The sequence below is a fragment of the Pseudomonas sp. HMWF032 genome, assembly GCF_003060885.1.
In the GTDB taxonomy this organism is placed as follows: Bacteria; Pseudomonadota; Gammaproteobacteria; order Pseudomonadales; family Pseudomonadaceae; genus Aquipseudomonas.
The window spans coordinates 103724-124760 of record NZ_QAIG01000002.1 but is presented as its reverse complement, the minus strand read 5'-3'; the positions used below and the strand labels follow the sequence as shown (position 1 = coordinate 124760).

General features: G+C 58.7%; 16 protein-coding genes and 1 pseudogene. 8 read left to right on the top strand and 9 right to left on the bottom strand.

The window, feature by feature from the left end:
* The first annotated feature begins 5 nt into the window (after positions 1-5).
* From DBR00_RS01305 to DBR00_RS01295, 3 genes are all read left to right on the top strand, one after another.
* Positions 6-734 carry an ABC transporter substrate-binding protein gene (locus tag DBR00_RS01305; protein ID WP_256582900.1) on the top strand — a complete coding sequence of 243 codons (729 nt, stop codon included), beginning with the start codon at positions 6-8 and terminating at the stop codon, positions 732-734.
* Positions 735-824: 90 nt separating this feature from the next.
* Positions 825-1250: a MarR family winged helix-turn-helix transcriptional regulator gene (locus DBR00_RS01300; RefSeq protein WP_218276594.1), complete on the top strand. Its 426-nt coding sequence runs from the start codon at positions 825-827 to the stop codon at positions 1248-1250.
* A gap of 34 nt (positions 1251-1284) precedes the next feature.
* On the top strand, positions 1285-2619 hold the full coding sequence (locus DBR00_RS01295) for an MATE family efflux transporter (protein WP_108487121.1): 1335 nt from the start codon (positions 1285-1287) through the stop codon (positions 2617-2619).
* Between the two features lie 129 nt (positions 2620-2748).
* Here DBR00_RS01295 and DBR00_RS01290 read toward each other — a convergent pair whose 3' ends face one another.
* The 3 genes from DBR00_RS01290 to DBR00_RS01280 all read right to left on the bottom strand — a co-directional run bounded on the left by DBR00_RS01290 (position 2749) and on the right by DBR00_RS01280 (position 7344).
* Entirely contained in the window at positions 2749-5091 is a 2343-nt protein-coding gene (locus tag DBR00_RS01290) for a M48 family metalloprotease (RefSeq protein ID WP_108487120.1), read from the bottom strand.
* Positions 5092-5168: 77 nt separating this feature from the next.
* Positions 5169-6503 (bottom strand): NAD(P)/FAD-dependent oxidoreductase, encoded by a 1335-nt coding sequence (locus DBR00_RS01285; protein WP_108487119.1) that lies wholly within the window; start codon positions 6501-6503, stop codon positions 5169-5171.
* 82 nt (positions 6504-6585) lie between these two features.
* Positions 6586-7344, bottom strand: coding sequence for an SDR family NAD(P)-dependent oxidoreductase (locus DBR00_RS01280; RefSeq protein WP_108487118.1), 759 nt, complete (start codon positions 7342-7344; stop codon positions 6586-6588).
* Positions 7345-7485: 141 nt separating this feature from the next.
* Here DBR00_RS01280 and DBR00_RS01275 point away from each other — a divergent pair, with 141 nt between their 5' ends.
* Positions 7486-8388 carry a LysR family transcriptional regulator gene (locus DBR00_RS01275; protein ID WP_108487117.1) on the top strand — a complete coding sequence of 301 codons (903 nt, stop codon included), beginning with the start codon at positions 7486-7488 and terminating at the stop codon, positions 8386-8388.
* A 25-nt stretch (positions 8389-8413) separates the two neighbouring features.
* Here the strand turns inward: DBR00_RS01275 and DBR00_RS01270 are convergent, their stop codons facing one another.
* Positions 8414-8839: a 3-isopropylmalate dehydratase gene (locus DBR00_RS01270; RefSeq protein ID WP_108487116.1), complete on the bottom strand. Its 426-nt coding sequence runs from the start codon at positions 8837-8839 to the stop codon at positions 8414-8416.
* A gap of 93 nt (positions 8840-8932) precedes the next feature.
* Positions 8933-9370, bottom strand: coding sequence for an HIT family protein (locus DBR00_RS01265; RefSeq protein ID WP_108487115.1), 438 nt, complete (start codon positions 9368-9370; stop codon positions 8933-8935).
* 135 nt (positions 9371-9505) lie between these two features.
* Here DBR00_RS01265 and DBR00_RS01260 point away from each other — a divergent pair, with 135 nt between their 5' ends.
* Complete coding sequence (locus tag DBR00_RS01260) at positions 9506-10210, top strand: glutathione S-transferase N-terminal domain-containing protein (protein WP_108487114.1); 705 nt, start codon at positions 9506-9508, stop codon at positions 10208-10210.
* Positions 10211-10265: 55 nt separating this feature from the next.
* Here the strand turns inward: DBR00_RS01260 and DBR00_RS01255 are convergent, their stop codons facing one another.
* The 3 genes from DBR00_RS01255 to DBR00_RS20615 all read right to left on the bottom strand — a co-directional run bounded on the left by DBR00_RS01255 (position 10266) and on the right by DBR00_RS20615 (position 11961).
* Positions 10266-10757 (bottom strand): hypothetical protein, encoded by a 492-nt coding sequence (locus DBR00_RS01255; RefSeq protein ID WP_108487131.1) that lies wholly within the window; start codon positions 10755-10757, stop codon positions 10266-10268.
* A 216-nt stretch (positions 10758-10973) separates the two neighbouring features.
* Positions 10974-11669, bottom strand: a complete 696-nt coding sequence (locus DBR00_RS01250; RefSeq protein WP_305888764.1) for a tRNA (adenine(22)-N(1))-methyltransferase TrmK — start codon at positions 11667-11669, stop codon at positions 10974-10976.
* A gap of 142 nt (positions 11670-11811) precedes the next feature.
* The gene (locus DBR00_RS20615; RefSeq protein ID WP_256582899.1) at positions 11812-11961 is read right to left on the bottom strand and encodes a cyclophilin-like fold protein; all 150 of its coding nucleotides are present in this window, start codon (positions 11959-11961) and stop codon (positions 11812-11814) included.
* 101 nt (positions 11962-12062) lie between these two features.
* Between DBR00_RS20615 and DBR00_RS01245 the strand changes: the two are divergent.
* The 3 genes and pseudogenes from DBR00_RS01245 to DBR00_RS01235 form a co-directional block, all read left to right on the top strand.
* Positions 12063-12452, top strand: a pseudogene (locus tag DBR00_RS01245) (phosphoadenosine phosphosulfate reductase family protein); the annotation flags it as partial.
* Positions 12453-12755: 303 nt separating this feature from the next.
* Positions 12756-13874: a DUF1837 domain-containing protein gene (locus DBR00_RS01240; RefSeq protein WP_108487112.1), complete on the top strand. Its 1119-nt coding sequence runs from the start codon at positions 12756-12758 to the stop codon at positions 13872-13874.
* The gene (locus DBR00_RS01235) at positions 13867-16488 is read left to right on the top strand and encodes a DEAD/DEAH box helicase (RefSeq protein ID WP_108487130.1); all 2622 of its coding nucleotides are present in this window, start codon (positions 13867-13869) and stop codon (positions 16486-16488) included. Before DBR00_RS01240 ends, DBR00_RS01235 begins: the two co-directional genes overlap by 8 nt.
* Before the next feature lie 385 nt (positions 16489-16873).
* On the opposite strand, the gene hrpA is transcribed toward DBR00_RS01235, so the two are convergent.
* Positions 16874-20941 (bottom strand): ATP-dependent RNA helicase HrpA, encoded by a 4068-nt coding sequence (gene hrpA, locus DBR00_RS01230; protein ID WP_108487111.1) that lies wholly within the window; start codon positions 20939-20941, stop codon positions 16874-16876.
* Between the last annotated feature and the right edge of the window lie 96 nt (positions 20942-21037).

Sequence of the window (21037 nt, the reverse complement as noted above, 5' to 3'; positions counted from 1 at the left end):
CCCTGGTGCTCAAGCTGTTGCCCGCACTGCTGTTGCTCACCCTTAGCCACAACGCATACGCCGAAGCGCGGGCGCTGCGTTTCTCGATCAACGACAGCTGGGCCATGCCCATGGTGCGTATCGAAGACGGCAAGGCAGTGGAAGGCATCCTGGTCGACTTGCATCAGCGTCTGGCCGCCAAGGTTGGGCGCAAGGCTGAGATGGTGGTGATGCCGCGTATGCGTGTGCAGCACGCGCTGGATACCGGCGAGATTGATGTGCGCTGCTACGTGAGCCCGAACTGGGTCAATAGTGGCCACCATCGCTATATCTGGAGCCTGCCCTTTATGACCCAGCGTGATGTGCTGGCAGGCGTTACGCCCGAGAAACTGGAGCCCGAGCAACTGCTCAATGAACGCCTGGGCACCGTCCTCGGCTTCACTTACCCACGCCTGGAGCCGCTGTTCGCCAGTGGCCAATTGCAGCGCGAAGACGCCCGCACCCAGGATCAGGTGCTGCTCAAACTCAGCGCCCACCGCTATCAGTACGCCATCAGCAACGAACTCTCGCTGCATTGGTTTAACCGCCAGCAACCCGCAGAACGTAAACTGCACATCATCAATGAAATAGCCTCCGACCCGATCGCGTGCATCGTCCGCGACGCCCCCGACGTTCCCACCATGGCACTGCTGCGCGCCATGGTGCAGATGAAACAGGCTGGCGAGTTCGACGAATTACTCGCGCGTTACCGCTGACACCGCCCCCCACAAACCGCCACCGATCGTCCACGGCTTGCCACGCCCCATTTAGTTAGTTAGCCTAACAAAATATAAAGGAGAGCAAGCATGCCGATCACCGACAGCCTTAAACGCCTGCAATGGCACATGTGGCACCACTGGCGGCATTACGCCCAGCACAGCGGCAGCATGGAGCTGAGCAATAGCGAACTGGACTACCTGTATGCCCTGATGTCCGCCGAAAACGGCCTGCGCCTGACCGAACTGGCCGAGCGCATGAACGTCAGCAAGGCCAGCGCCAGTGCCATGGCCAGCAAGCTGGAAGCACGTGGTTACCTGCAGCGCCTGCCCTGCAGTGAAGACGGCCGCGCCATGCGCCTGCTGGCCACAGCCAAATCCAACGCGCTGGAACAGGAAGAGCGTGATGTCTACCTGCAAACCGCCGCCAGCCTTGAGCAAAACCTCAGCCGGGAAGAAATGCAGCAGCTCAGCCATTTACTGGCCAAAGCCTGCCAGACCTTCGAAATCGGCTGAGACAGCCGCGTAACCCTTTACCCGTGACCCTCTTATGAACAGCCACAGCCTCACCCGTACCTTCTGGCACTACACCATCCCGGCCGTCGCCGCCCTGATGATCAGCGGCCTGTACATGGTCGTCGATGGCATCTTTATCGGCCACGCCATGGGCGCCACCGGGTTGTCGGCGATCAACATGGCCTGGCCGCTGTCCGGAGTGATGCTGGCCATCGGCATGATGATCGGCATGGGCGCCGGCGCTCAATGCTCCCTGGCCCAGGGCGCCGCGCAATGGCCGCAAGCACGCAGCTACCTGGCACAGGCTCTCTGGCTGCTGGTTCTCTTGGGTATACCCACAGGCGTGCTGGTGGTGCTTGCCGGCCCGACTTTTATGGCCATGCAAGGCGCCGAGGACAACCTGGCGCAACAGGGTAACGACTACCTGCGGGTGATTGGCTGGGCCGCGCCCTTGGTATTCGGCTCCATCGCCCTGCCCCTGCTGGTCCGCAACCTCGGTGCACCGCGCCTGGCGACTCTGGCCATGCTGGTGGGCGCGCTCGCCAACGTGGCGCTCGACTACCTGTTTATCATTGAACTGAAGTGGGGCTTGCATGGCGCAGCCCTGGGCACGGTCATAGGCGAAAGCCTGTCGGTGCTGATCTGCCTGGGTTTTATCTGCAGCCGGCACAACCCGCTGCAAATGCCCCTGACCGCCTGCACACTGAACCTGCGCAGCAGTTTGGACATTCTCACCACCGGTTTCTCCAGCATGCTGATGTACCTCTACATGAGCCTGGTGGTGGTGCTGCACAACCTGTTGTTCATGCACTATGGCAGCCCGGTGCAAGTCGCCGCCTACGCCATCGCCAGCTACCTGATGGCCTTCTACTACATGTTTGCCGAGGGTGTGTGCGGCGGTATGCAGCCGCTGGTCAGTTACTTCTACGGTGCCCGCGAGCCGGACAAAGTGCGCAGGGTGCTACGCCTGGGGCTGCTCACGGCAGTGGGCAGCGGTGTGTTGATGACTGCAGCGCTGTTGATCCTGCCCAGGCTGTTTGCCGGAATTTTCAGCGGCAACGACGAAGCCCTGCTGGACGCCAGCGTGCAGGGCCTGCGCCTGCACCTGTTCGCCATGTTCCTTGAAGGTTTTATCGTCCTGGCTGCCAGCTTCTTCCAGGCCATGGGCCAGGCCCGCAACGCCACCCTGGTGACGGTGGGCAATATGCTGATCCAGCTGCCCTTCCTCGCGGTGATGCCACTGCTGCTGGGGCTTAACGGTGTATGGCTGGCCCTGCCGCTGTCCAACGTCTGCCTAAGCCTGGTGGTGATCTGGATGCTGCGGCGCCAGTTGCAGCAGCTAAGAACGCTCGACAGAGCCAGCCTCTGAGCGCAAACCGGCGCAGCCGCTGTAAGTGAGGCACAAGCAAGGGCGTCACTTACAACCTTCAAACCTTGCAGATAACAACCCAACTACAGCGCACGAGAGCGAATGCAGTTGTTATCAAGCACCGCTCGCTCAACCTGGATCGCCAACCTTGAGCACCAGCCGAATGCCACGCAGCCCCTGCTCGCGCTCACGCTGCAAGGCATAGCTGGCCAGGTCGGCCATGGCACGACGGTGCGCATACGCCAGGCTATCAATCAGCGTGGCGCTATTGCGCAAAAAATCGACCGGTTCCCCGGCTTGAGCATTCAAGCGCGGGCAGCGCAGACGCAGGTAACCGCCCAGAGAGCTGCCATCGAGCAAGGTCTGGGGAATCTGATCGGCCGTCTTGAGCAAGCGCAGGGCCAGATCCTGATAACGCACCAGGGCATCCTGGCTCAAGCGTTCAGTAAGGCTGTCCGGGTTCTGCTGATACCCGTCCAGAAAACGCTCGGCCAGCTCACGGGCCTCCAGCAGGCGCGCGTAATCGACATAGAGTTTGCTTAATTGCAGCGCCAGGCGGGCTGTTTCACGCAGCGCCGTGGTTGCGCCGGCCAGGCTCAATTCCAGACGACGCCGGTATAACGAAGCGGCCTGGAGTAACTGCAGCTGCGCCGGTGTCTTGCATTCATCAATCTGCCGATACAACGGCAAGTGCTTAGCCGGATCAAACGCCTCGCTGTCACTGAGTCGCGAGGTCACCCCGTTGCGCTGCAATTCGCCACACCAGGCCAGCGCCACCCGTTGCTCTTCATGCGCTTCAGCCTGAGTCCAGGCGTGGGTAATCTCGGGAGACAGACGACGTAACTCATCGATCACCGCTTGCCCAGGCAGCTCGGCATGGGCCGCCTGAACCGGCTGGTGCAAGGCCAGCCAGGGTAGATTACGCCACTGCCGACCGGTCCACTCCCAGAGTTGGTCCAGCGCGTCTTCGCGCTGGGCACTGATCTGGAAAATCTGTTGGCTGTCCTGCAACTGCTGCTCGTCATAGTCCAGCCCCAGCTCCGCGTAATACGCCTGGGTGACACGCTGACAATGCTCGGCGAAGTGCTCGAACAGAACGGCTGCCGGGCGGGCATCAAGCAAATAGCCGGGTGCCTGCAGGGCTTCACTGTGCTGGATACGCGCCAAATCGGCAGGGTGCGTGTGCCAGTAGCGGGTACTGCCCTCATCAAGGCTCTGCTCCATCTGCTGCCGAGTGGCCTGGCTCATGCTGGAGGTCTTCTCAGCAGTGGCGTGCGGCATATCACGCAGCAGACGACGCTCGCGCCAGGTACGGGCATTCTGCTGATCCACTTCACGCCAGGCCCAGGACAGCGCACGCAGCTGCAAGGCACTGCCACGAAATGCCGCACTACCAGCCAGCAAACTCTCGTAGCGGTCGGCGTCGAACTCCATCTGCCGCGAAAGCGAGCGGGACAGGCGAAAGCTCAGCCAGAAACAGCCACGCATCAACAGCCGCGACAACTCGATACCCTGCTGCGCCACCCAGATTGCCAGCTGCAGAATCCACCAGGGATCGTTCTCCTGCCATTCCTGCAGGCGATCATCCCAAGGGTCGCGGCTATTGCTGCGAACTTCCAGCCAGGCATTGACCGAGTTGACCAGGAAGTTACAGCGCATGCCCAGCCGCTGAGCAAAGTGGCCAAACTCGTGCCCCAGTACGCCGACAAACTGCTGCACGCTCATCCCGGCAACCAGTGGCATGCCAATGGTCAGCACCTTGCGGCCAGAGAAGAATCCGCTCCAGCCATTCTCGAAATGCACGCTGGCATTCACTTCATTGGACAACTGCACTGCCACCGGAGGGCGCAGACCAATCGCCTGACACAACTGGCTGATCACCAACTGCAAACGAGGCTCGCGAGCCAGATCCAGTACCAGCGCTTCATCACCACGCGGACTAGGAAGAAAGAATGGCCGCGCCATAAAGAGCAGCAGAATGCCGCCACTGATCGCGGGTATGCCATAGACGCAAAGCAGCACCCAGATATTACGCAAGCCACCCAGGTACTCGTGAATATGCATCAGATACCAGGTAAGCCCCACGCCCAAGCCAATCACCAACCCCGCATAAAGCGTCGGCACCAGCAGGCAGCAGAGCGTGACCAGAAACAGCTGCAGGGCATAGGCCGGGCTGGGACGGGCACGCTTAAGGCCCTTCTGGGCTAGTTCCTGGAAAACCGTCAGAGGGTCGACCGCCGCAGGCGCAGCAACTTCCTCGACCGCAACAGCCAGGCCCGCCTGCTGCAAACGACTGCACCAGCGCTCAGCACTGGGCTTATCCAGACCACTTTTGACCACCCGCCGTGCTGGCGGCAAAAGGGCCTTTACCTGGGACTCGGAGAACTTCAGCTGCGTCTGTAGATGCTGAGCAATCTGCTCAGGCGTAACCCCGGGCAATGCCCGGCCACTCAGCACAACACGGAACGACACGGCGGTCCCTCGCGACAAATTAAAATGAGCCCGTAGATTAACGAAGCGTGCAGCACTCGCGGCCGGTCACATACGGCTCAGGTCACCGACATCTGTGCAGTATTTGGGGCGGTCGCACGTTCATCTAAACCCCATGCCTCAGGCTGGCCATTCCAGACCTGCAACGGCCGCTCGGCACCCTTCAGTAACCAACCACTGCGCCCACCCACCAGGGTACTGACCGCATGCGCGCGGCCTAGCGGGTTGTGCCGCGCCAGCAACAACACACTGTCGCGCAGCCAGGCCAGGCTGCGGCTGTGGGATTGGAACAACGGGGTGAGCAAACGGCTGGCTTGGCGGTAATAACGCAGGTGATCACGCCGGCTGCTGGCGTAGGCGGCGAACACCGCTGACCAGTCGCAGTCGTTTGGGGTGCGTTGTGTGGTGATTGCGGCGGACAAGGCGGCCGCATCCACCAGCGCCATATTCGCGCCCTGGCCCAGTTGCGGACTCATGGCGTGAGCGCAGTCGCCGATGGCGATCACCCGCCCGTCGTGCCACTGCTGCATGCGCACATCGGCATACACCGCCTGGCTCAGCTGCTCGGGACATTCGATCAGTTCAACAAAGGGTTCGGCAGCGTTGCCCGCTAGTTGCAGCACCTGGGCTTTCCAAGCCGCTAAACCGGCTTCACGCCAGGCACCGAACTGCGCCACCGGCAGGCTCCAGAACAGACTGCTCAGCGCCTGCTCACGATTCAGGTGGGTACGCCCAGTGGGCATGATGCCGAACATCTGCGCGCAGTCGCGGTACCACTGGCGCAGGTCCGTGGCATCCGGTGCATCTAGCGATGCAGCAGGGGTCGGCACAATGCTCCACAACGCGCCCCAGGGGTAAGGCTGCAGCCATTGCTTGACCTGCATCTGCCCACGCAGGGCCGAGCGCACGCCATCGGCCAGCACCAGGGCGGCGAAATCGCCGAATGGCTGCTCGACGCCCTGTTCGTCCTGGCGATACAGCTGCACATAACGGCCATGCTGGCTGAAGCGGCTGATATGCACGCCGGTTTCAACCTGCACGCCAGCTTGCCGCGCCGCATTAAGCAACGCCGTGAGCAATACGCTGCGATGGATGCCCATGCCGAAACTGCCGGGCTGCCAATGCGCGTAACGGGTATCGAGAATCACCCGGCCATTGGCCGAGGTGCCGTACAAGCGGCTGACCGCAGCGCCCAGGCCGCAGCACTCGGCAAACAACCCCAGTTGCTGCAACACCGCCAACCCGGAGGGCTGCAACAACACCCCGGCACCCACTGGCTGCAGCTCCGCTACACGCTCCAGCAGACGCACGCTAAAACCCTGGCGGGCGAGGAACAGCGCCGTGGCCAACCCCGCCGTACCGGCCCCGACAATGGCAATCGGCAATCCCTTCACGATCCGTCTCCGTTATTAAACCGAGCGGATTCTACGCCTCTGCCAGATAAACGCAGCCAGCCCTATCACAGGACGAACAGTGTCAAAGGAACATACCGCCCGAGGCCTCTATCCGCTGCCCGGTAATCCAGCGGCCGCCATCACTGAGTAGCATGGCAATCGCGCCGCCGATATCGTCCGGCAGGCCGACCCGGCCCAAGGCTGTATTGGCGGCGATAAAGGCGTTGACCTGACTGTTGTCGCGCACCACGCCGCCACCGAAGTCGGTCTCGATCGCACCAGGTGCCAGCACGTTGACGCTGATACCGCGCGGCCCCAGTTCCTTGGCCAGGTAACGTGTCCACACTTCGGTACCGCCTTTCATCGCCGCATAGGCGGCGTAACCCGGCAGGCTGAAACGTGCCAGACCGGTGGAGATATTGACGATGCGGCCCTGCTCGGCGATCAGCGGCAGCAGTTGCTGAGTGAGGAAGAACGGTCCCTTGAGCTGGATTTTCACCAGCTGATCGAACTGCGCCTCAGTCGTTTCGGCAAAGCTGGCGTGGATGCCGATACCGGCGTTATTGATCAGAAAATCGAAATCACTGCGGCCAAAGGTGCTCTGCAGCCCCGCCGCCACTGCGCCGGCAAATCCGGCAAAGCTGCTGCTCTGACTGACATCCAGTTGCAGCATCAGCGCACGCGCGCCGAGTTGTTCGATCTCGCTCGCCAGGCTCTGCGCATCCGCCGCCTGGCTGTGATAAGTGCCGAGGATGTCGATGCCCTGCGCCGCCAGATGCAGGGCCGTGTTGCGCCCCAGGCCGCGGCTTGCGCCAGTGATCAGTGCGATTTTACGGGTCATGTGCGTGCTCCCTTTGGTTGACTAGCAGTGCCGTGGTTGAAATCCGTGAGCACAGGTTATTGCTCGATTTAAACTGGATAAACTCAGCAAGACTGAAAACACTGATCATCAATCGCGAACAATCCAGTGGAGCTGCTGCCGATGAATACCCTGGAACTGCTGCGCACCTTTGTCCGCGTCAGCGAGCTGGCCAGCTTTACCCAGGCCGCCGACAGCCTTGGCATGCCCTGGTCGAGCGTGTCGCAGCAGGTGCAAAGCCTGGAAGCCTTGCTCGGCACCCGTCTGCTGCACCGCACCACACGCAAGGTGCAACCGACTCAGGACGGCCTGGTGCTGTATGAGCGCAGCAAAGACATGCTGGCCAATATGGATGAGCTGGAAGGTCTGTTCCGTCAGAACGGCACGCAGCTCAGCGGTCGTCTGCGCATCGATATGCCCACTGGCCTGGCGCGGCGCTTGGTAGCACCACGGCTGGGGGAATTTATCGCGCAGCACCCTGGCATCGAACTGGAGATCAGCAGCAGTGATCGGCGCGTCGATTTGGTACGCGAAGGCTTCGACTGCGTGCTGCGCATCGGCGTGGTCAACGAGCCCAGCCTGATCGTACGACCGCTCGGCCAATTGCCTATGGTCAACTGCGCCAGTGGCGCCTACCTGGCGCGCCACGGCACGCCGCAGAGCCTTGATGACCTGGCTGAGCATCGGCTGATCCATTACGTGCCGGTGCTCGGCAGCCGCTCATGCGGTTTCGAATACCTGGCCGGCGGCGTACTGCAGCAGCTGCCGATGGCGGGGAATGTCACGGTGAATAACGTCGATGCCTATGAAGGCGCGTGCCTGGGCGGCCTGGGGATTATTCAGGCGCCACTGCTTGGCGTCAGCGAGCTGCTGGCCAGTGGGCATCTGCACAGTGTGTTGCCGGATTATCTGCCGCCGCCCATGCCGATCAGCCTGCTCTTCGCCCAGCGCCGTCACCAGTCGCAGCGGGTGCGGGTATTTATGCAGTGGCTGGAAGCGTTGCTGGCCGAGCACACCGGCACCTGACGGGCAGGCACCGGTTTCTTGCGCGTTACTGAGTAACTGGGAGGATGTCGAAACCCTTGCGGTTATCGCTGACGATGCGGAAATTCTGCTGCGAGCCCGGCTCAACCTTCACCGCCAGCTCCCGACGCAGACGGCCCATGCCACACAGGGTGTCGTCCATTTCGTCGATACCAATGCTCAGCACTCGCGTGCCGACTGGCACCTGAAAACGCACCTGCTCACCCACGCCGATGCGGGCAGCCACCTTACGGTCAACCAGCACCGCCACATAGCAGCCGCCGCCCATGCCACCGAAGTCGCGCTTGACCTGCAACTGGCCGCCCTGCCCCAGCGGCTGCTGATAGCCCAACAATCGATCAGCCGGCACGGGTTTGACATCCTCGGGAGCCGCTTGCCAGGACGAGCAACCGACCAACAGCAACAACGGTAAAACGGCACCAATCATTCGCATGAGAGCCCTCCATGGGCGCAGGGAACAGCAAAGAACACAGGCGTGAGTATTGCCCTAGCCGTAGTCGGCCTCAAGTAATGCGTTACTGCGTGTTTAGCCGGCAATGCGTTTGAGCAGTCGCGCCTGCAAGGCCGCCAGTGCTTGCGGCTCGGCCTTGCCACCGGCATGCACGCTCAGCGCTTCGCCCGTATAGCGCGGCACGATATGCACATGCAGGTGAAACACCGTCTGTCCGGCGGGCGCACCATTGAACTGTGCCACCTGCACCCCGGCAGGCTCCAGCTCGGCCACCAGTACCCCGGTGAGGCGCTGAACCACCGCCATCACCTTGCCCAGGCTGTCGGCATCGATCTCCAGAATATTGCGCGCGGCTGCACGTTTGGGGATGACCAGCGTATGGCCGTAGGACTGCGGGAAGACATCGAGGAAGGCCAGCACATCCTCATCCTCGTAGAGCCTGTAGCAAGGGGCATCGCCGCGGATAATCTGGGCAAAGATATTCTGACTGTCGTATTCGCCGTGCAGGCTCATCAGTGTTCTCCAGTGGATGGGTGTTGAGATAGCCCCAACCATACCGATTTCTGCGCGCGGGGAAAAACCTGCAACCTGACCAAATGGCCAATCACCGTTATCCTGCGCCTTTCGCCACTTTAACCCGGAGCGTCCATGTCAGATCTTTCCGCTTACCCCATTACGCAAAAATGGCCGGCCCAGCACCCAGAACGCCTGCAGCTCTATTCCCTGCCCACGCCCAACGGCGTGAAAGCCTCGATCATGCTGGAGGAAATCGGCCTGCCCTATGAGCCGCACCTGGTCAGCTTCGACACGAACGATCAGCTCAGCGAAGCATTTCTCTCGCTCAACCCCAACAACAAGATCCCGGCGATCCTCGACCCCAACGGCCCAGGTGGCAAACCGCTGGCGCTGTTCGAGTCCGGAGCGATTCTGATCTACCTGGCAGAGAAAAGCGGCCAGCTATTGGCCCAGGACCCCGCCACACGCTATGAAACCCTGCAGTGGCTGATGTGGCAGATGGGCGGCGTCGGCCCGATGTTCGGCCAGCTGGGTTTCTTCCATAAATTCGCCGGCAAGGACTACCCGGACAAACGCCCGCGCGACCGCTATGTCGCCGAATCCCAGCGCCTGCTCGGCGTGCTCGAACAACGCCTGCAAGGCCGCAGCTGGATCATGGGCGAGGACTACAGCATCGCCGATATCGCCGTGTTCCCCTGGGTACGTAATCTGGTGGGCTTCTACGAGGCCGGCGAACTGGTGGAATTCGAGCGCTTCAGCAATGTGCAGCGGGTGCTGCATGCCTTTGTAGCCCGCCCAGCGGTGATCAAAGGCCTGGCCCTGCCGGCACGCGGCTGACTCAGACGGCGCAGGCCGTTAGCCTGAAACCATATGACCTGTAGCAATGCGCCTGCTACAGGCGGGCGCTGCTGCGAGCATTCTTCTTCTGCAGGATCAGCGAGGCTTCGTTGTAGGCGCTCTGGAACGCATCACTGCCGATCCAGAGCACGGCTGCGTCCTCGTCTTCATCATGGAACATGCCGCGATAGACGATCAGCAGGCCCATCATAAAGTCGGTCGCCGCATCCTCCGCCTCTTCTGCAACCACCAGCTCCAACACCGGGTATTGCAGAAACACCAGGCACATCGCCAACAGGCTGATGCCTTCACCTGCCCTCATCGCCTGGAACAGGTCATCGAAATGCGCAGGGTCGAAGCCGTTTTCCTCGATGTCTTTGAAGTCAAAGGTACTCAGGTCGAGTTCAACATCATCGAATGGTTCATTGATCAACGGATTAGCCAGCAGCGGGTGCACCACATTGGCCTTGGGCTTGCCCATGCGGTTCTGCTTGGCCTTGGTTTTGGCCCGTTGGGCGCGTTTTTGCTGTTTATCTGGGGAAGCCATGATGCTGAGTTCCTTGTCCGGCGCAGCCACTTTCATGGCCCATAAGGTATTCGGGAGCACATTGTATTCACTCCGCCAGGCTTAGTCGGCAACGCGTTGCAAATCGACAGGGTCACCTGATTCAAGCCCTCGTCAGCAGAGGCCGAGCAACGCCACAAGCGAGGCAATATGCGCTGCAACGACCGGCGCACTCGCCCAACAGCACCAGCATCGAGCTTAGGCCAACAACTCGATAATCCACTGCGTCTGCTGGGTAACCTGCTGAACTTTCGCCTCAGGCACCCCCTGCCGTGCCCGAGCAAAATCAGCCAGGGTCTGCTGCTTCAAGCGCAGCAGGCGTTGCCACTTGGCCAGGAATGCGGGGCTGCGCGCCTGCATCTGCAGCGGGCCAAAGTACAGCTCCTCGGCGCTGTACAGCACCGGGCCGGAGCGTTCGGCCACGATGATTTCGTAGGCAAAGCGGTTTTCCCGCAGCACCTCCTCGCAGAGGATGCGGTAGCCATTGTCCATCAGCCATTGGCGCAGCGGCTGTTCGCCGCCGTTGGGCTGCAGAATCAAACGCTCCTGGCCTGTCAGGCGTGTCTTGCCGCTGTCGAGAATGTCGCGAATCCGCTCGCCGCCCATCCCGCAGATGCTGATTGCCGTGATGGCATCGCCCGCCTCAACCGCCGCCAAACCATCGGCCAGACGCACACTGATCTGTTGGCTCAGGTCATGCTCGCGCACGCTGCGCTCGGCCGCCTGAAACGGCGTCAGGGCCACCTCCCCCGCCACCGCAGCCTCAATGGCACCACGGCGCATCAAGGCTACCGGCAGATAGGCGTGATCCGAGCCAATATCAGCCAGCCGCGCCCCAGCCGGCACATGCGCCGCCACACGCTCCAGGCGCATCGACAATGTCTGCTCGTTCAACTCCAGCCCCTTTTCAGCATCGCCCCCGGCCCTTTGACCGAAGCGGAGCGCGATTCTGTCGAGCAACGCCATGCATGGCAAATCGCGGCGACCAACGCTCTGCGCCAGAGGCTAATGCGCGCAAAACCGGCGATGGGGTCGTCTAATGCGCAGAGAAATGGACAGTCACATCATTGCGACCCAGCACCTCAGCGAGCGTCTCGGGATTATCGACGCGCCCACGCCGGGTGTAGGGATAACTCGATTTGAACGTTCGGTAAAAAATCACCAGCGTATCGGCCGCATACACCATCAGAGCGCCGTTGTAGAGTACTCCGGGCCTCGCTGTGCGAGCAGGCCGTACGTCTCGTTGGCATTGAGTTCGGCCATGCCCAAGGTCAGCGGTAACCGCTGGGCGAAAGCCAGCGCGTGTTACCCCTGTCGAACTGGACCGAGCTGGACATCTGGCAGTGCATCCACCGGAAAAACATCGACATCGTCGACCTCTACCGCGCCGCACCAAGGCCGGTGGCGGAACTGCACGGCACGCGGATCTGCATCGACGACGAACGCATCCTGCCGCACCTGAGCGCCGAACAGCGCGCCAGCATCGAAACACGCTGGGTACGCTTCCGCACGCTGGGCGGCTACCCACTGACCGGCGCCGTGGAATCCACCGCCACCGACCTGCCGCAGATCATTCAGGAAATGCTGATGACCCGCACCTCAGAACGCCAAGGCCGAATCATCGACCACGACCAGGACGGCTCTATGGAGAAGAAGAAAATCGAGGGGTATTTCTAGCCGGCGGTTGAAACATCAACTGCGTGGCTATTACTGCATTTAAAACAGGCTGGGACGTAGCGTCTCGGCCTGCTTGTTTGCAGTGTGTCACCGCGCGGGTGGCGCGATCTGCAAAGTTGCGCGGATTTAACTTGCGAAGTGAAGTCGGCCTGACCGGGTATGTGCAGGGGTATAGAGCCAGACACAGCGTAATGGCGACTGGCAGGTATCGGCCATAAGCGGTCATTCTTACGAAAGACCAATCCATGGTGGTGAACGTTTTGCATGATGGCAATTTGGGTTCATTCCCTTCATGATCGAGGCATGAATTTGGCCGCATCCTTTGCTTGTCGATCAGTTTTCGGATTCACACAGGCATCACCAGGGAATGGAAAAGTGTCTTCAGAAACAACTACCCCTTCGCTCGACGAAGTTATTGAGAAGCTCCTCGATCAATCCCCGCTGGACAAGTATGTTAAGTGCGCTGTGGATTTCCCCACACCGCCAGGCACTCCCCCGAAATTGGCGCTGCTTCATGTCCGTTATCAGGAGGATGTTCCTAACGTCACTGCGCTCGCAGATTTTCTAAGCAATCAGGCTGTTAACTATGCGCTCAGTCGTCGACGTCGTGAAGCGTATAAAGCCCAGTTGCTTGCTAGTGACAATGGTGATTTGTCTTTGGCTGGTGATATATCCAAAGTCGTTAGAAACGTCTTTATCGACTTCAGGAAAAAAAATCCTACAAGAGCAAGCGAAGTTGGAGAAGTCTTGGCTTACTGCGTGGCAGTCCACCACCTGAGTGCTGCACAACTAATATCTAAAATGTCATTAAAGACTTCCAACAACATGCCGGTTTATGGTTTAGATGGCATACATGCATCGGTCAATAACGGCGCACTGAACGTCTATTTCCTAGAGTCGAAACTGGCGGGCACGGCTGCAAGCGGAACTGCGGACTTCGCAAAATCTGTTGCGGGCTTCAATAGTGATAAGGGTCAAATGTTTCACGAGTACGGACTTGTCAGCGACCTGGGCAATCTTGATTCTTTGAATGCGACCGATAAAGAAATATTAATGCAGTACTTGGACGTTTTTGAAAATCCAAATGCGAATCGTCGAGAGCGAACCATTGGGGTGGTCTGCTATTCAGAGAACAAGCACTTTTCTAACAAAATCCCTGTTGATGATGAAGGGGATATTGAAAAGCATGAGGCACACTTCGGTGAATTGTATAAGGGTGACTTTGCTCGGCACCACCTCAACATTGCCAACCAATTGAGTGCTCAAGAGATAGTCGCCGGTAAGTGTATGTTGTTTCTTGTTGCTGTTCCTGATGTTAATGAGCTGAGAGAAAGATTCTATGAGTCGCTGGGAGTGGCACCAAATCCAGCGGACTCCCCTATAGCCTGCGAGACCGGTGATGGGGGTGATACAAATGAATAATTTTGCTACTGAACTTTCAAGACGTCTTATACATAGCTCGGAATTTTCGAATTGCTTGGGGAAGCTTCAGTCTGTGGGTGCCGCAGCGACGCTCCCAAATAAGCTTGATAGGAACATCGCTGCGCTAGAAGATGATGTAATAGGTAAATTACTTTATTGCGCTTCTGTCTTCGCACAGTCAACGACTGAATCTCATATCGGGCTGGCCCAAACAATCGCATTCAACGCGATGTTGGTTTGCCAGGAGTCCAGTGTCATGGAGCGATGCTCTTCGATATTGACTGAGATTGGTAATTTCCCCAGTATCAAGTATGCAGAAACGCATTATGGGTCGAAGCTTTCTAGTTTGATAGGAATGATTCAGCGCAGTGTCGTTGAACATCTCAATACAGTACATGTGCATGGGCAAAGTATTGCACTGACAGACTACCAAAAGACTGTGTGGGATTCCTTGAAGGTGGGTGAGTCAGTTGCTGTATCGGCACCAACCTCAGCAGGGAAATCTTTCCTTGTGATTGAGCACTTATGCCGTAGGGCTCTGTTAGAAAAAAGCTTCATCTTTGTTTATATTGCACCTACCAGAGCTTTGTTGGCAGAAGTGCATATGAAAATCAAGGAGAGGCTAGCGAGTAATCCTGATATTCGTGTCACTGATATACCTTCTTGCGATGATACCCCCGGACAAATTTTTATCCTCACGCAAGAAAGGTTCCAAGTTCTCCTCTCAGTAACATCTGCTCAGGTTGAGTTGGTGATCGTTGATGAGGCTCAGAACCTATCTGATGGTGCCCGGGGAATGATCCTGCAAAATTGCGTTGAACAGTGCTTTGATCGCAATGAACATACTCATGTGGTTATGCTCGCCCCTGGAGCTGAAGGTTTCAGAGCCGCGGTAGAAAGCCTTGGCATGCCTCATATCTCTGAGGTTTCGACCACGGTTTCGCCTGTCTTGCAAAATCGGATTGTTGTATCAAAGACGCCTAGCCTCAATCAGCTTGAGTTCAAATTACTTACTGAGCATGGAAGCATACCTATCGGTTCGATGGGGTGCGAAAGGGGAATGTCTACCCCGGAAAGTCGTCTTGCTTCAGTAGCTCTTGAACTTGGAAGCCAAGGCGGTTCGCTTGTATATGCGAAGACACCTACTGAAGCCGCTAAACTTGCTGGATCACTAGCTCTCGGAATTAGTGAAGATGATAAAGAAAATGATGCGCTTGTCGCATTCATAAAAGATCACATTCACCCTGAATACCATTTAATAAACATGGTGAGGAAGGGGGTGGCGTTTCATTACGGCCAAATGCCGGCTCTGTTACGCGAGGCTATTGAGAATGCTTTTCGCAAGGGCTCTATCAAGTTTCTAGTCTGCACTACTACTCTGTTTCAAGGTATCAATCTTCCCGCACGAAATGTATTTCTAAATACGCCTGCGAGAGGACGGGGTGAGAGCCAAATTCTTGATCCCGCACTACTTTGGAATTTTGCTGGTCGTGCCGGCAGGATGACTAAAGACATTGTAGGCAATGTCTTCTTGGTGGACTATGACTCATGGAGCGAGCAGCCCATGGATAAATTTTCAAAATTTACTATTAAATCTGCCCTTACGGAATCCATCACACAGAACGTTAATGATGTATTGACGGTACTGAGTGGAAGTTCGGCCCCTGGAAATCCTCGGGATGACTCCTACAGAAATGCAGTTGCTTCAGCAGGTATGCTAATAACGAAAGCCCGCCAAGATACAATCAGTGATTTTCTGTTGCGTGTGGCACCGGATCTAGATGCTTTTGAGTATCGGCAGGTCAGGCAGTTAGCTAATAAAGCGTCCGAACACATTTCGTTACCAGAAAGCGTAATCAGCTCTAGCTGGATGCTGAATTTATTTGCTCTGAATAATCTTATGAGCTTCTTAGTGCAGAGTGTTAAGAATGGGGTGATAGATGAACTTATCCCTAAAAATCCATCTGATCTACGCGGATCATTTGGGCACTACACGCGCATATTCAATATTATTTTTGAGTACGTGAAAGGTTATGGCGGAAATTATGGCGGATACGTCTCTCGCATTGCTGTTCGCTGGATGGAAGGTAAGCCTTATCCAGTTATAATTAGGTATGAATTGAAGGCTAAGGAGGGAGAAATACAGATGAAGCGTTTTAACGAGAAAATGCTTCAGCTTGCAAATCGGAGCTATAAAGAAAAAAACATTAAACCCATAAATCCAAACATAGTGATCAAAGATACCTTCGACACCATTGAAGATGTTGTGAGGTTCCAGCTTGTACAGATGGGCAAGGCTTACATTGATATACTGACGCATGTCCTTATTTCAAATGGGTTGAAACAAAAAGTTGCGGAGATTTTTGATTTTTCAATGGCGCTTGAGTTGGGAGTATGTACGCTGACCAGTCGCGCGTTCCTTGAACTTGGTCTTTCTAGGATCGCAGCATCTGTGCTGCAAAAGGAAATTCCTGACAGCGACTGGGATGTATCGAGAGCCAGGAAGGCGTTGTTGGAACTCGACCATACCCCATTCAAGTTCAGTCAAGTGATATTGGAAGAGATTAGTAAGGTGAGGGTCGCGCTCGGCGGCGAGAAGCTTGTTGGTGTGTAGTGAATCGCCCTTGATATTATAGACACTTAATGTCTGCTACTGGCCGTTAACTGCCTATCGATACCAACAGCTCGTAGGATGGGTTGAGCATCGCGATACCCATGCTGCTATCGGCCAAACACCTTGGCCAACCTGTTTGCCTGATGGGTATCGCTTCACTCCACCCATCCTACGTCGGTGAGCAAACCCGCTTAGGGGGTTAAGACTAATTGGCTACTTTTCAGATCGTTCCCAAGTCGAGGCGTCGAACCTTATGCGCGGGAAAGCAGCCCTCGACGCTCCGGCTTCCAATTGAGTGATCCCTGAACGTCGTCATAGACTTGCTGCCACGCTGGAACGTAGCAGCTATCGGCGCTAAGCGCCGACACCACGACCCGCTAAGCCGCTAAGCCTCAACGCTGTTCCACTGCTTGCTCAGGCGTTTGTCGGATACTGGCAGTTTGGTGCCCAGTTGCTGGGCGAACAGTGACACGCGGTATTCCTCCAGCAGCCAGCGGTAGAGCGTCAGTTGTGGGTCGCGTTTGCCTTCCTGGTTGTGCTTGGCGAGGCGTGCTTGGTACTGCTCCCAGTAGCCGGCCAACTCACCGCTCCAGACGCGGTCGCGTTGTACCTGCGCGGCGATTTTGTCCAGGCGTTGTTCGATGGCTTTGAGGTAGCGCGGCACTTCTTTAAGCCATTGCGCCGGGGTTTCGCGGACGAAACCGGGATACACCAGATGGCTCAGCTGCTGCTTGATGTCGTTGAGCGCCATGGCCTGGGCCAGGTCGATCTTGCCTTTGAAGCGCTTCTGCAGGCCGTGCCAGAGTTTGAGTATTTCCAGGGTCAGTTTGGCCAGGCGCTCGGCCTCAGTGGTCCAGTCGCTGCGTTTGCGTTCGGCCAGGGCGGCCAAGCCAGCACCGTCACGCGGCAGCGGCTCAGCACCTTCAAGGATGCAGCTGTCGAGGCTGGCCAGCAGGATGTCTTCAACCAGCGCGTCAACGCGGCCCTGCTCGCGATAGAGCAGCGCCAGCTCGGTCAGCCCCGGCAGTTTGCCGCGCAGGAACTTGGTCTGTTCACTCAACTGCTGCAAAAGCAAACGCTGCAGGGCGCGGCGATGCTGGAATTCGGCTTCGGCCAGGGTCGGGAAGCGCCCTTCCTTGACCACGCCCGCCTCTTCCACCAGCGCCGGGTAGACCGTCATGGACAGGCCGGCGACCTGCTGTTGAGTCTTGGCCGCCACTTCGCTAAAGGCCTTGGCCTCCACCGGTTGCTGGCTCTTAGCGGTTTTCGGTAAGGCCAAACCGGCTTGGGTGGCCTCGCTAAAGCGTGCGGTCAGCTCGGCCAGGTCGCGGCCTTCACCCAAGGGCTTGCCCTGGTTGTCGACCACTTCGATATTCATGCGCAGGTGGCCTTCGAGCTGCGCGGCGGACTCGGCCCACGCCTCGTCACTGACCCGTGTGCCGGTCATGCGCGTCAGCTCCCGACCCAGGGCTTCGGGCAGGCTGCCATCAGCAAAATTGATCTTGTCCAAAGCAGCGCCGACAAAGTCCGGCACGGGGACAAAGTTCTTGCGCAGCGCCTTGGGCAGACCACGCACCAGGGCCATGCATTTGACCTCCAGCAAGCCTGGCACCAACCACTCCAGCCGCTCGGGCGGCAGTTGCGGCAACAGCGGCGCAGGCACGCGCAGGGTCACGCCGTCACGCGGGTGATTGGGCTCAAAGTGATAGGTGAGCGGCAAGGTCAGTTCACCCAGGCGCAGGGTGTCCGGGTACTGCGCGGCGGTGACTTCCTTCGCATCACGGGCCAACACATCCTCTTCACGCATCAGCAGCAGCTGCGGATTCTTGGCGCTTTGCGTTTTGTACCAACTGTCGAAGCTGGCGCTCTGGTAGATGTCGGCGGGCAGACGCGCGTCGTAGTAAGCGAACAGGGTTTCTTCATCGGCGAGGATGTCGCGGCGGCGCGCCTTGGCTTCCAGCTCGTCGAGTTTCTCCAGCAGTTCACGGTTGGCCGTCAGGCACTTGGCGCGCGAGTTGATCTCGCCACCCACCAGGCCCTCGCGGATAAACAGCTCGCGCGAGGCCACGGGATCAACCGGACCGAAGTGCACCGGACGACGACCGACCACGATCAGGCCGTACAGGCTGATTTGCTCGTAGGCCACCACCTGACCGCGCTTCTTCTCCCAGTGCGGTTCGAGGTGGTTTTTCTTGATCAGGTGGCTGGCCAGCGGCTCGATCCAGTCCGGCTCGATCTTGGCGACCATGCGCGCGAACAGCTTGGTGGTTTCCACCAGTTCGGCGGCCATTAGCCAGCTGGGTTTCTTGCGGCCGATCACTGAGGACGGATGCACCCAGAAGCGCCGCTGACGAGCACCGAGGTAATCGCCGTCTTCGGTTTTCTGGCCGATCTGGCTGAGCAGACCGGCGAGAATTGCCTTGTGCACGGCGGCGTAGCCTTTGGCTTTTTGCGCGGCCTGGTCTTTTTCGGCCAGCTCTTTTTCTTTCTGCGCAGCGGAGAGCTGGGGTGTGGCATTGCGGCGATGACTTTCTGGGCTCGAAGGCTTAGTTGCCTGAGCGCCCGAATCGCCAGCAAGCTGGCTCCTACCCTTCGCGTTGTCACCTGCAGACAGCTGCAAATCACGGCTAATCAGCACCAGCTGACGGTGCGCGTCGCGCCATTCGCGCAGGCGCAAATAATTCAGGAAGTTCTTCCGGCACCAACTGCGCAGGGCGCTGGAGCCGAGGGCCTGACGCTGTTCTTCAAAACCGCGCCACAGGTTAATCAAGGCGGCGAAGTCGGAATCGACATCTTTCCACTGCGCGTGGGCCTGGTCGGCGGCTTGCTGGCGGTCGGACGGGCGCTCGCGCACATCCTGCACCGACAGCGCGCTGGCGATGATCAGGATTTCCTCCAGGCTGCCCTGCTTGGCCCCTTCCAGCACCATGCGACCCAAGCGTGGGTCCACCGGCAAGCGCGCCAGCTGGCGACCCAACTGCGTGAGCTGACCTTCGCGGCTGACCGCCGAGAGTTCCTGCAGCAGGTTGAAACCGTCGCTGATGGCCTTGCCATCCGGCGGCTCAATAAAGGGGAAGGCGTTGATCTCACCGAGGCGCAGATGAAGCATCTGCAAAATCACCGCCGCCAGATTGGTGCGCAGGATTTCCGGATCGGTAAAGGCCGGGCGACCGTTGAAATCGTCCTCGCTGTACAAGCGAATGCAGATGCCCGGCTCGACCCGCCCGCAACGGCCCTTGCGCTGGTTGGCGCTGGCCTGGCTGATGGCCTCAATCGGCAAGCGCTGGACTTTGGCGCGGTAACTGTAGCGGCTGATGCGTGCCGTGCCGCTGTCGATCACATAGCGGATGCCCGGCACGGTCAGCGAGGTTTCCGCGACGTTGGTGGCGAGCACTATTTTGCGCGCGCCCATGGGCGCAAAAATCTTCTGCTGCTCGGCCGGGGTCAGGCGCGCATACAGCGGCAACACTTCGGTCAGGCGCAGGTTGGCTTTGCGCAGCACCTCGGCAGCGTCGCGAATCTCGCGCTCGCCGGGCAAGAACACCAACACATCGCCGGGGCGTTTGCCTTCGGCCTTTTCAAAGGCGCTGATTTCATCCAGCGTGGCGAGGATCGCCTGATCGACCGAGAGGTCTTCCTCAACGCGGTTGCCGTCTTCATCCTGCTCGGCGGCCAGCGGCCGGTACCAGGTGTCCACCGGGAAGGTGCGGCCGGACACCTCAACAATCGGCGCGCCGCCAAAGTGCTCGGAGAAGCGCTGCAAATCGATGGTCGCCGAGGTGATGATCAGCTTGAGATCAGGCCGGCGCACCAGCAGGGTTTTCAGAAAGCCCAGCAGAAAGTCGATGTTCAGGCTGCGTTCGTGGGCTTCGTCGACGATGATCGTGTCGTACTTTTCCAGGTAGCGGTCGTGCTGGGTTTCCGCCAACAGAATGCCGTCGGTCATCAGCTTGATCAGGCTGCGTTCGTTGCTCTGGTCCTCAAAACGCACCTGATAGCCGACCAGCTCGCCCAGCGGCGTGCCGATTTCTTCCGCCACCCTTGTGGCCACACTGCGCGCAGCCAAGCGGCGCGGCTGGGTGTGGCCGATCAGCCCGTGCACACCACGGCCCAGCTCCAGGCAGATTTTCGGCAACTGGGTGGTTTTGCCCGATCCGGTTTCCCCGGCGATCACCACCACCTGATGCCCGGCGATGGCGGCTTTGATTTCATCGCGCTTGGCGGCAATTGGCAGCGCGTCGTCGTAGCGCAGGGTCGGCACGCTCAAACGGCGCGCCTCGACCTTGGCCTTGGACGCCTCAAAGCGCTGCAGCCACTGCGCCAGCTTGGCCTCGTCCACCGGCGTCTGCTTGCGCAGCTCCTGCAACTGGCGGCGCAGACGAGGACGATCGCCCAGCAGGGTCTGGTCGAGGTTTTTCAGCAGTTGATCAAAAGCGGGCGTGGCGTCGGTCATCGGGTAATCGCGGGGGTGGAGTCAAGGGGAAGAGCAGGAAGGCGGCGATTGTCGCATTTTTGCCTAGGGGAAAACGACCGAAGGGCAGAAAGCAAA

What these genes read in the sequence shown, in the direction of transcription:
- DBR00_RS01280 (WP_108487118.1), bottom strand. Translation starts at nt 7,344, where the DNA reads ATGACCCGTAAAATCGCACTGATCACTGGCGCAAGCCGCGGCCTGGGG.
- DBR00_RS01260 (WP_108487114.1), top strand. Translation starts at nt 9,506, where the DNA reads ATGTCAGATCTTTCCGCTTACCCCATTACGCAAAAATGGCCGGCCCAG.
- DBR00_RS01255 (WP_108487131.1), bottom strand. Translation starts at nt 10,757, where the DNA reads ATGGCTTCCCCAGATAAACAGCAAAAACGCGCCCAACGGGCCAAAACC.
- DBR00_RS01270 (WP_108487116.1), bottom strand. Translation starts at nt 8,839, where the DNA reads ATGCGAATGATTGGTGCCGTTTTACCGTTGTTGCTGTTGGTCGGTTGC.
- DBR00_RS01275 (WP_108487117.1), top strand. Translation starts at nt 7,486, where the DNA reads ATGAATACCCTGGAACTGCTGCGCACCTTTGTCCGCGTCAGCGAGCTG.
- DBR00_RS20615 (WP_256582899.1), bottom strand. Translation starts at nt 11,961, where the DNA reads ATGGTGTATGCGGCCGATACGCTGGTGATTTTTTACCGAACGTTCAAA.
- DBR00_RS01300 (WP_218276594.1), top strand. Translation starts at nt 825, where the DNA reads ATGCCGATCACCGACAGCCTTAAACGCCTGCAATGGCACATGTGGCAC.
- hrpA (WP_108487111.1), bottom strand. Translation starts at nt 20,941, where the DNA reads ATGACCGACGCCACGCCCGCTTTTGATCAACTGCTGAAAAACCTCGAC.
- DBR00_RS01295 (WP_108487121.1), top strand. Translation starts at nt 1,285, where the DNA reads ATGAACAGCCACAGCCTCACCCGTACCTTCTGGCACTACACCATCCCG.
- DBR00_RS01240 (WP_108487112.1), top strand. Translation starts at nt 12,756, where the DNA reads ATGAATTTGGCCGCATCCTTTGCTTGTCGATCAGTTTTCGGATTCACA.
- DBR00_RS01265 (WP_108487115.1), bottom strand. Translation starts at nt 9,370, where the DNA reads ATGAGCCTGCACGGCGAATACGACAGTCAGAATATCTTTGCCCAGATT.
- DBR00_RS01235 (WP_108487130.1), top strand. Translation starts at nt 13,867, where the DNA reads ATGAATAATTTTGCTACTGAACTTTCAAGACGTCTTATACATAGCTCG.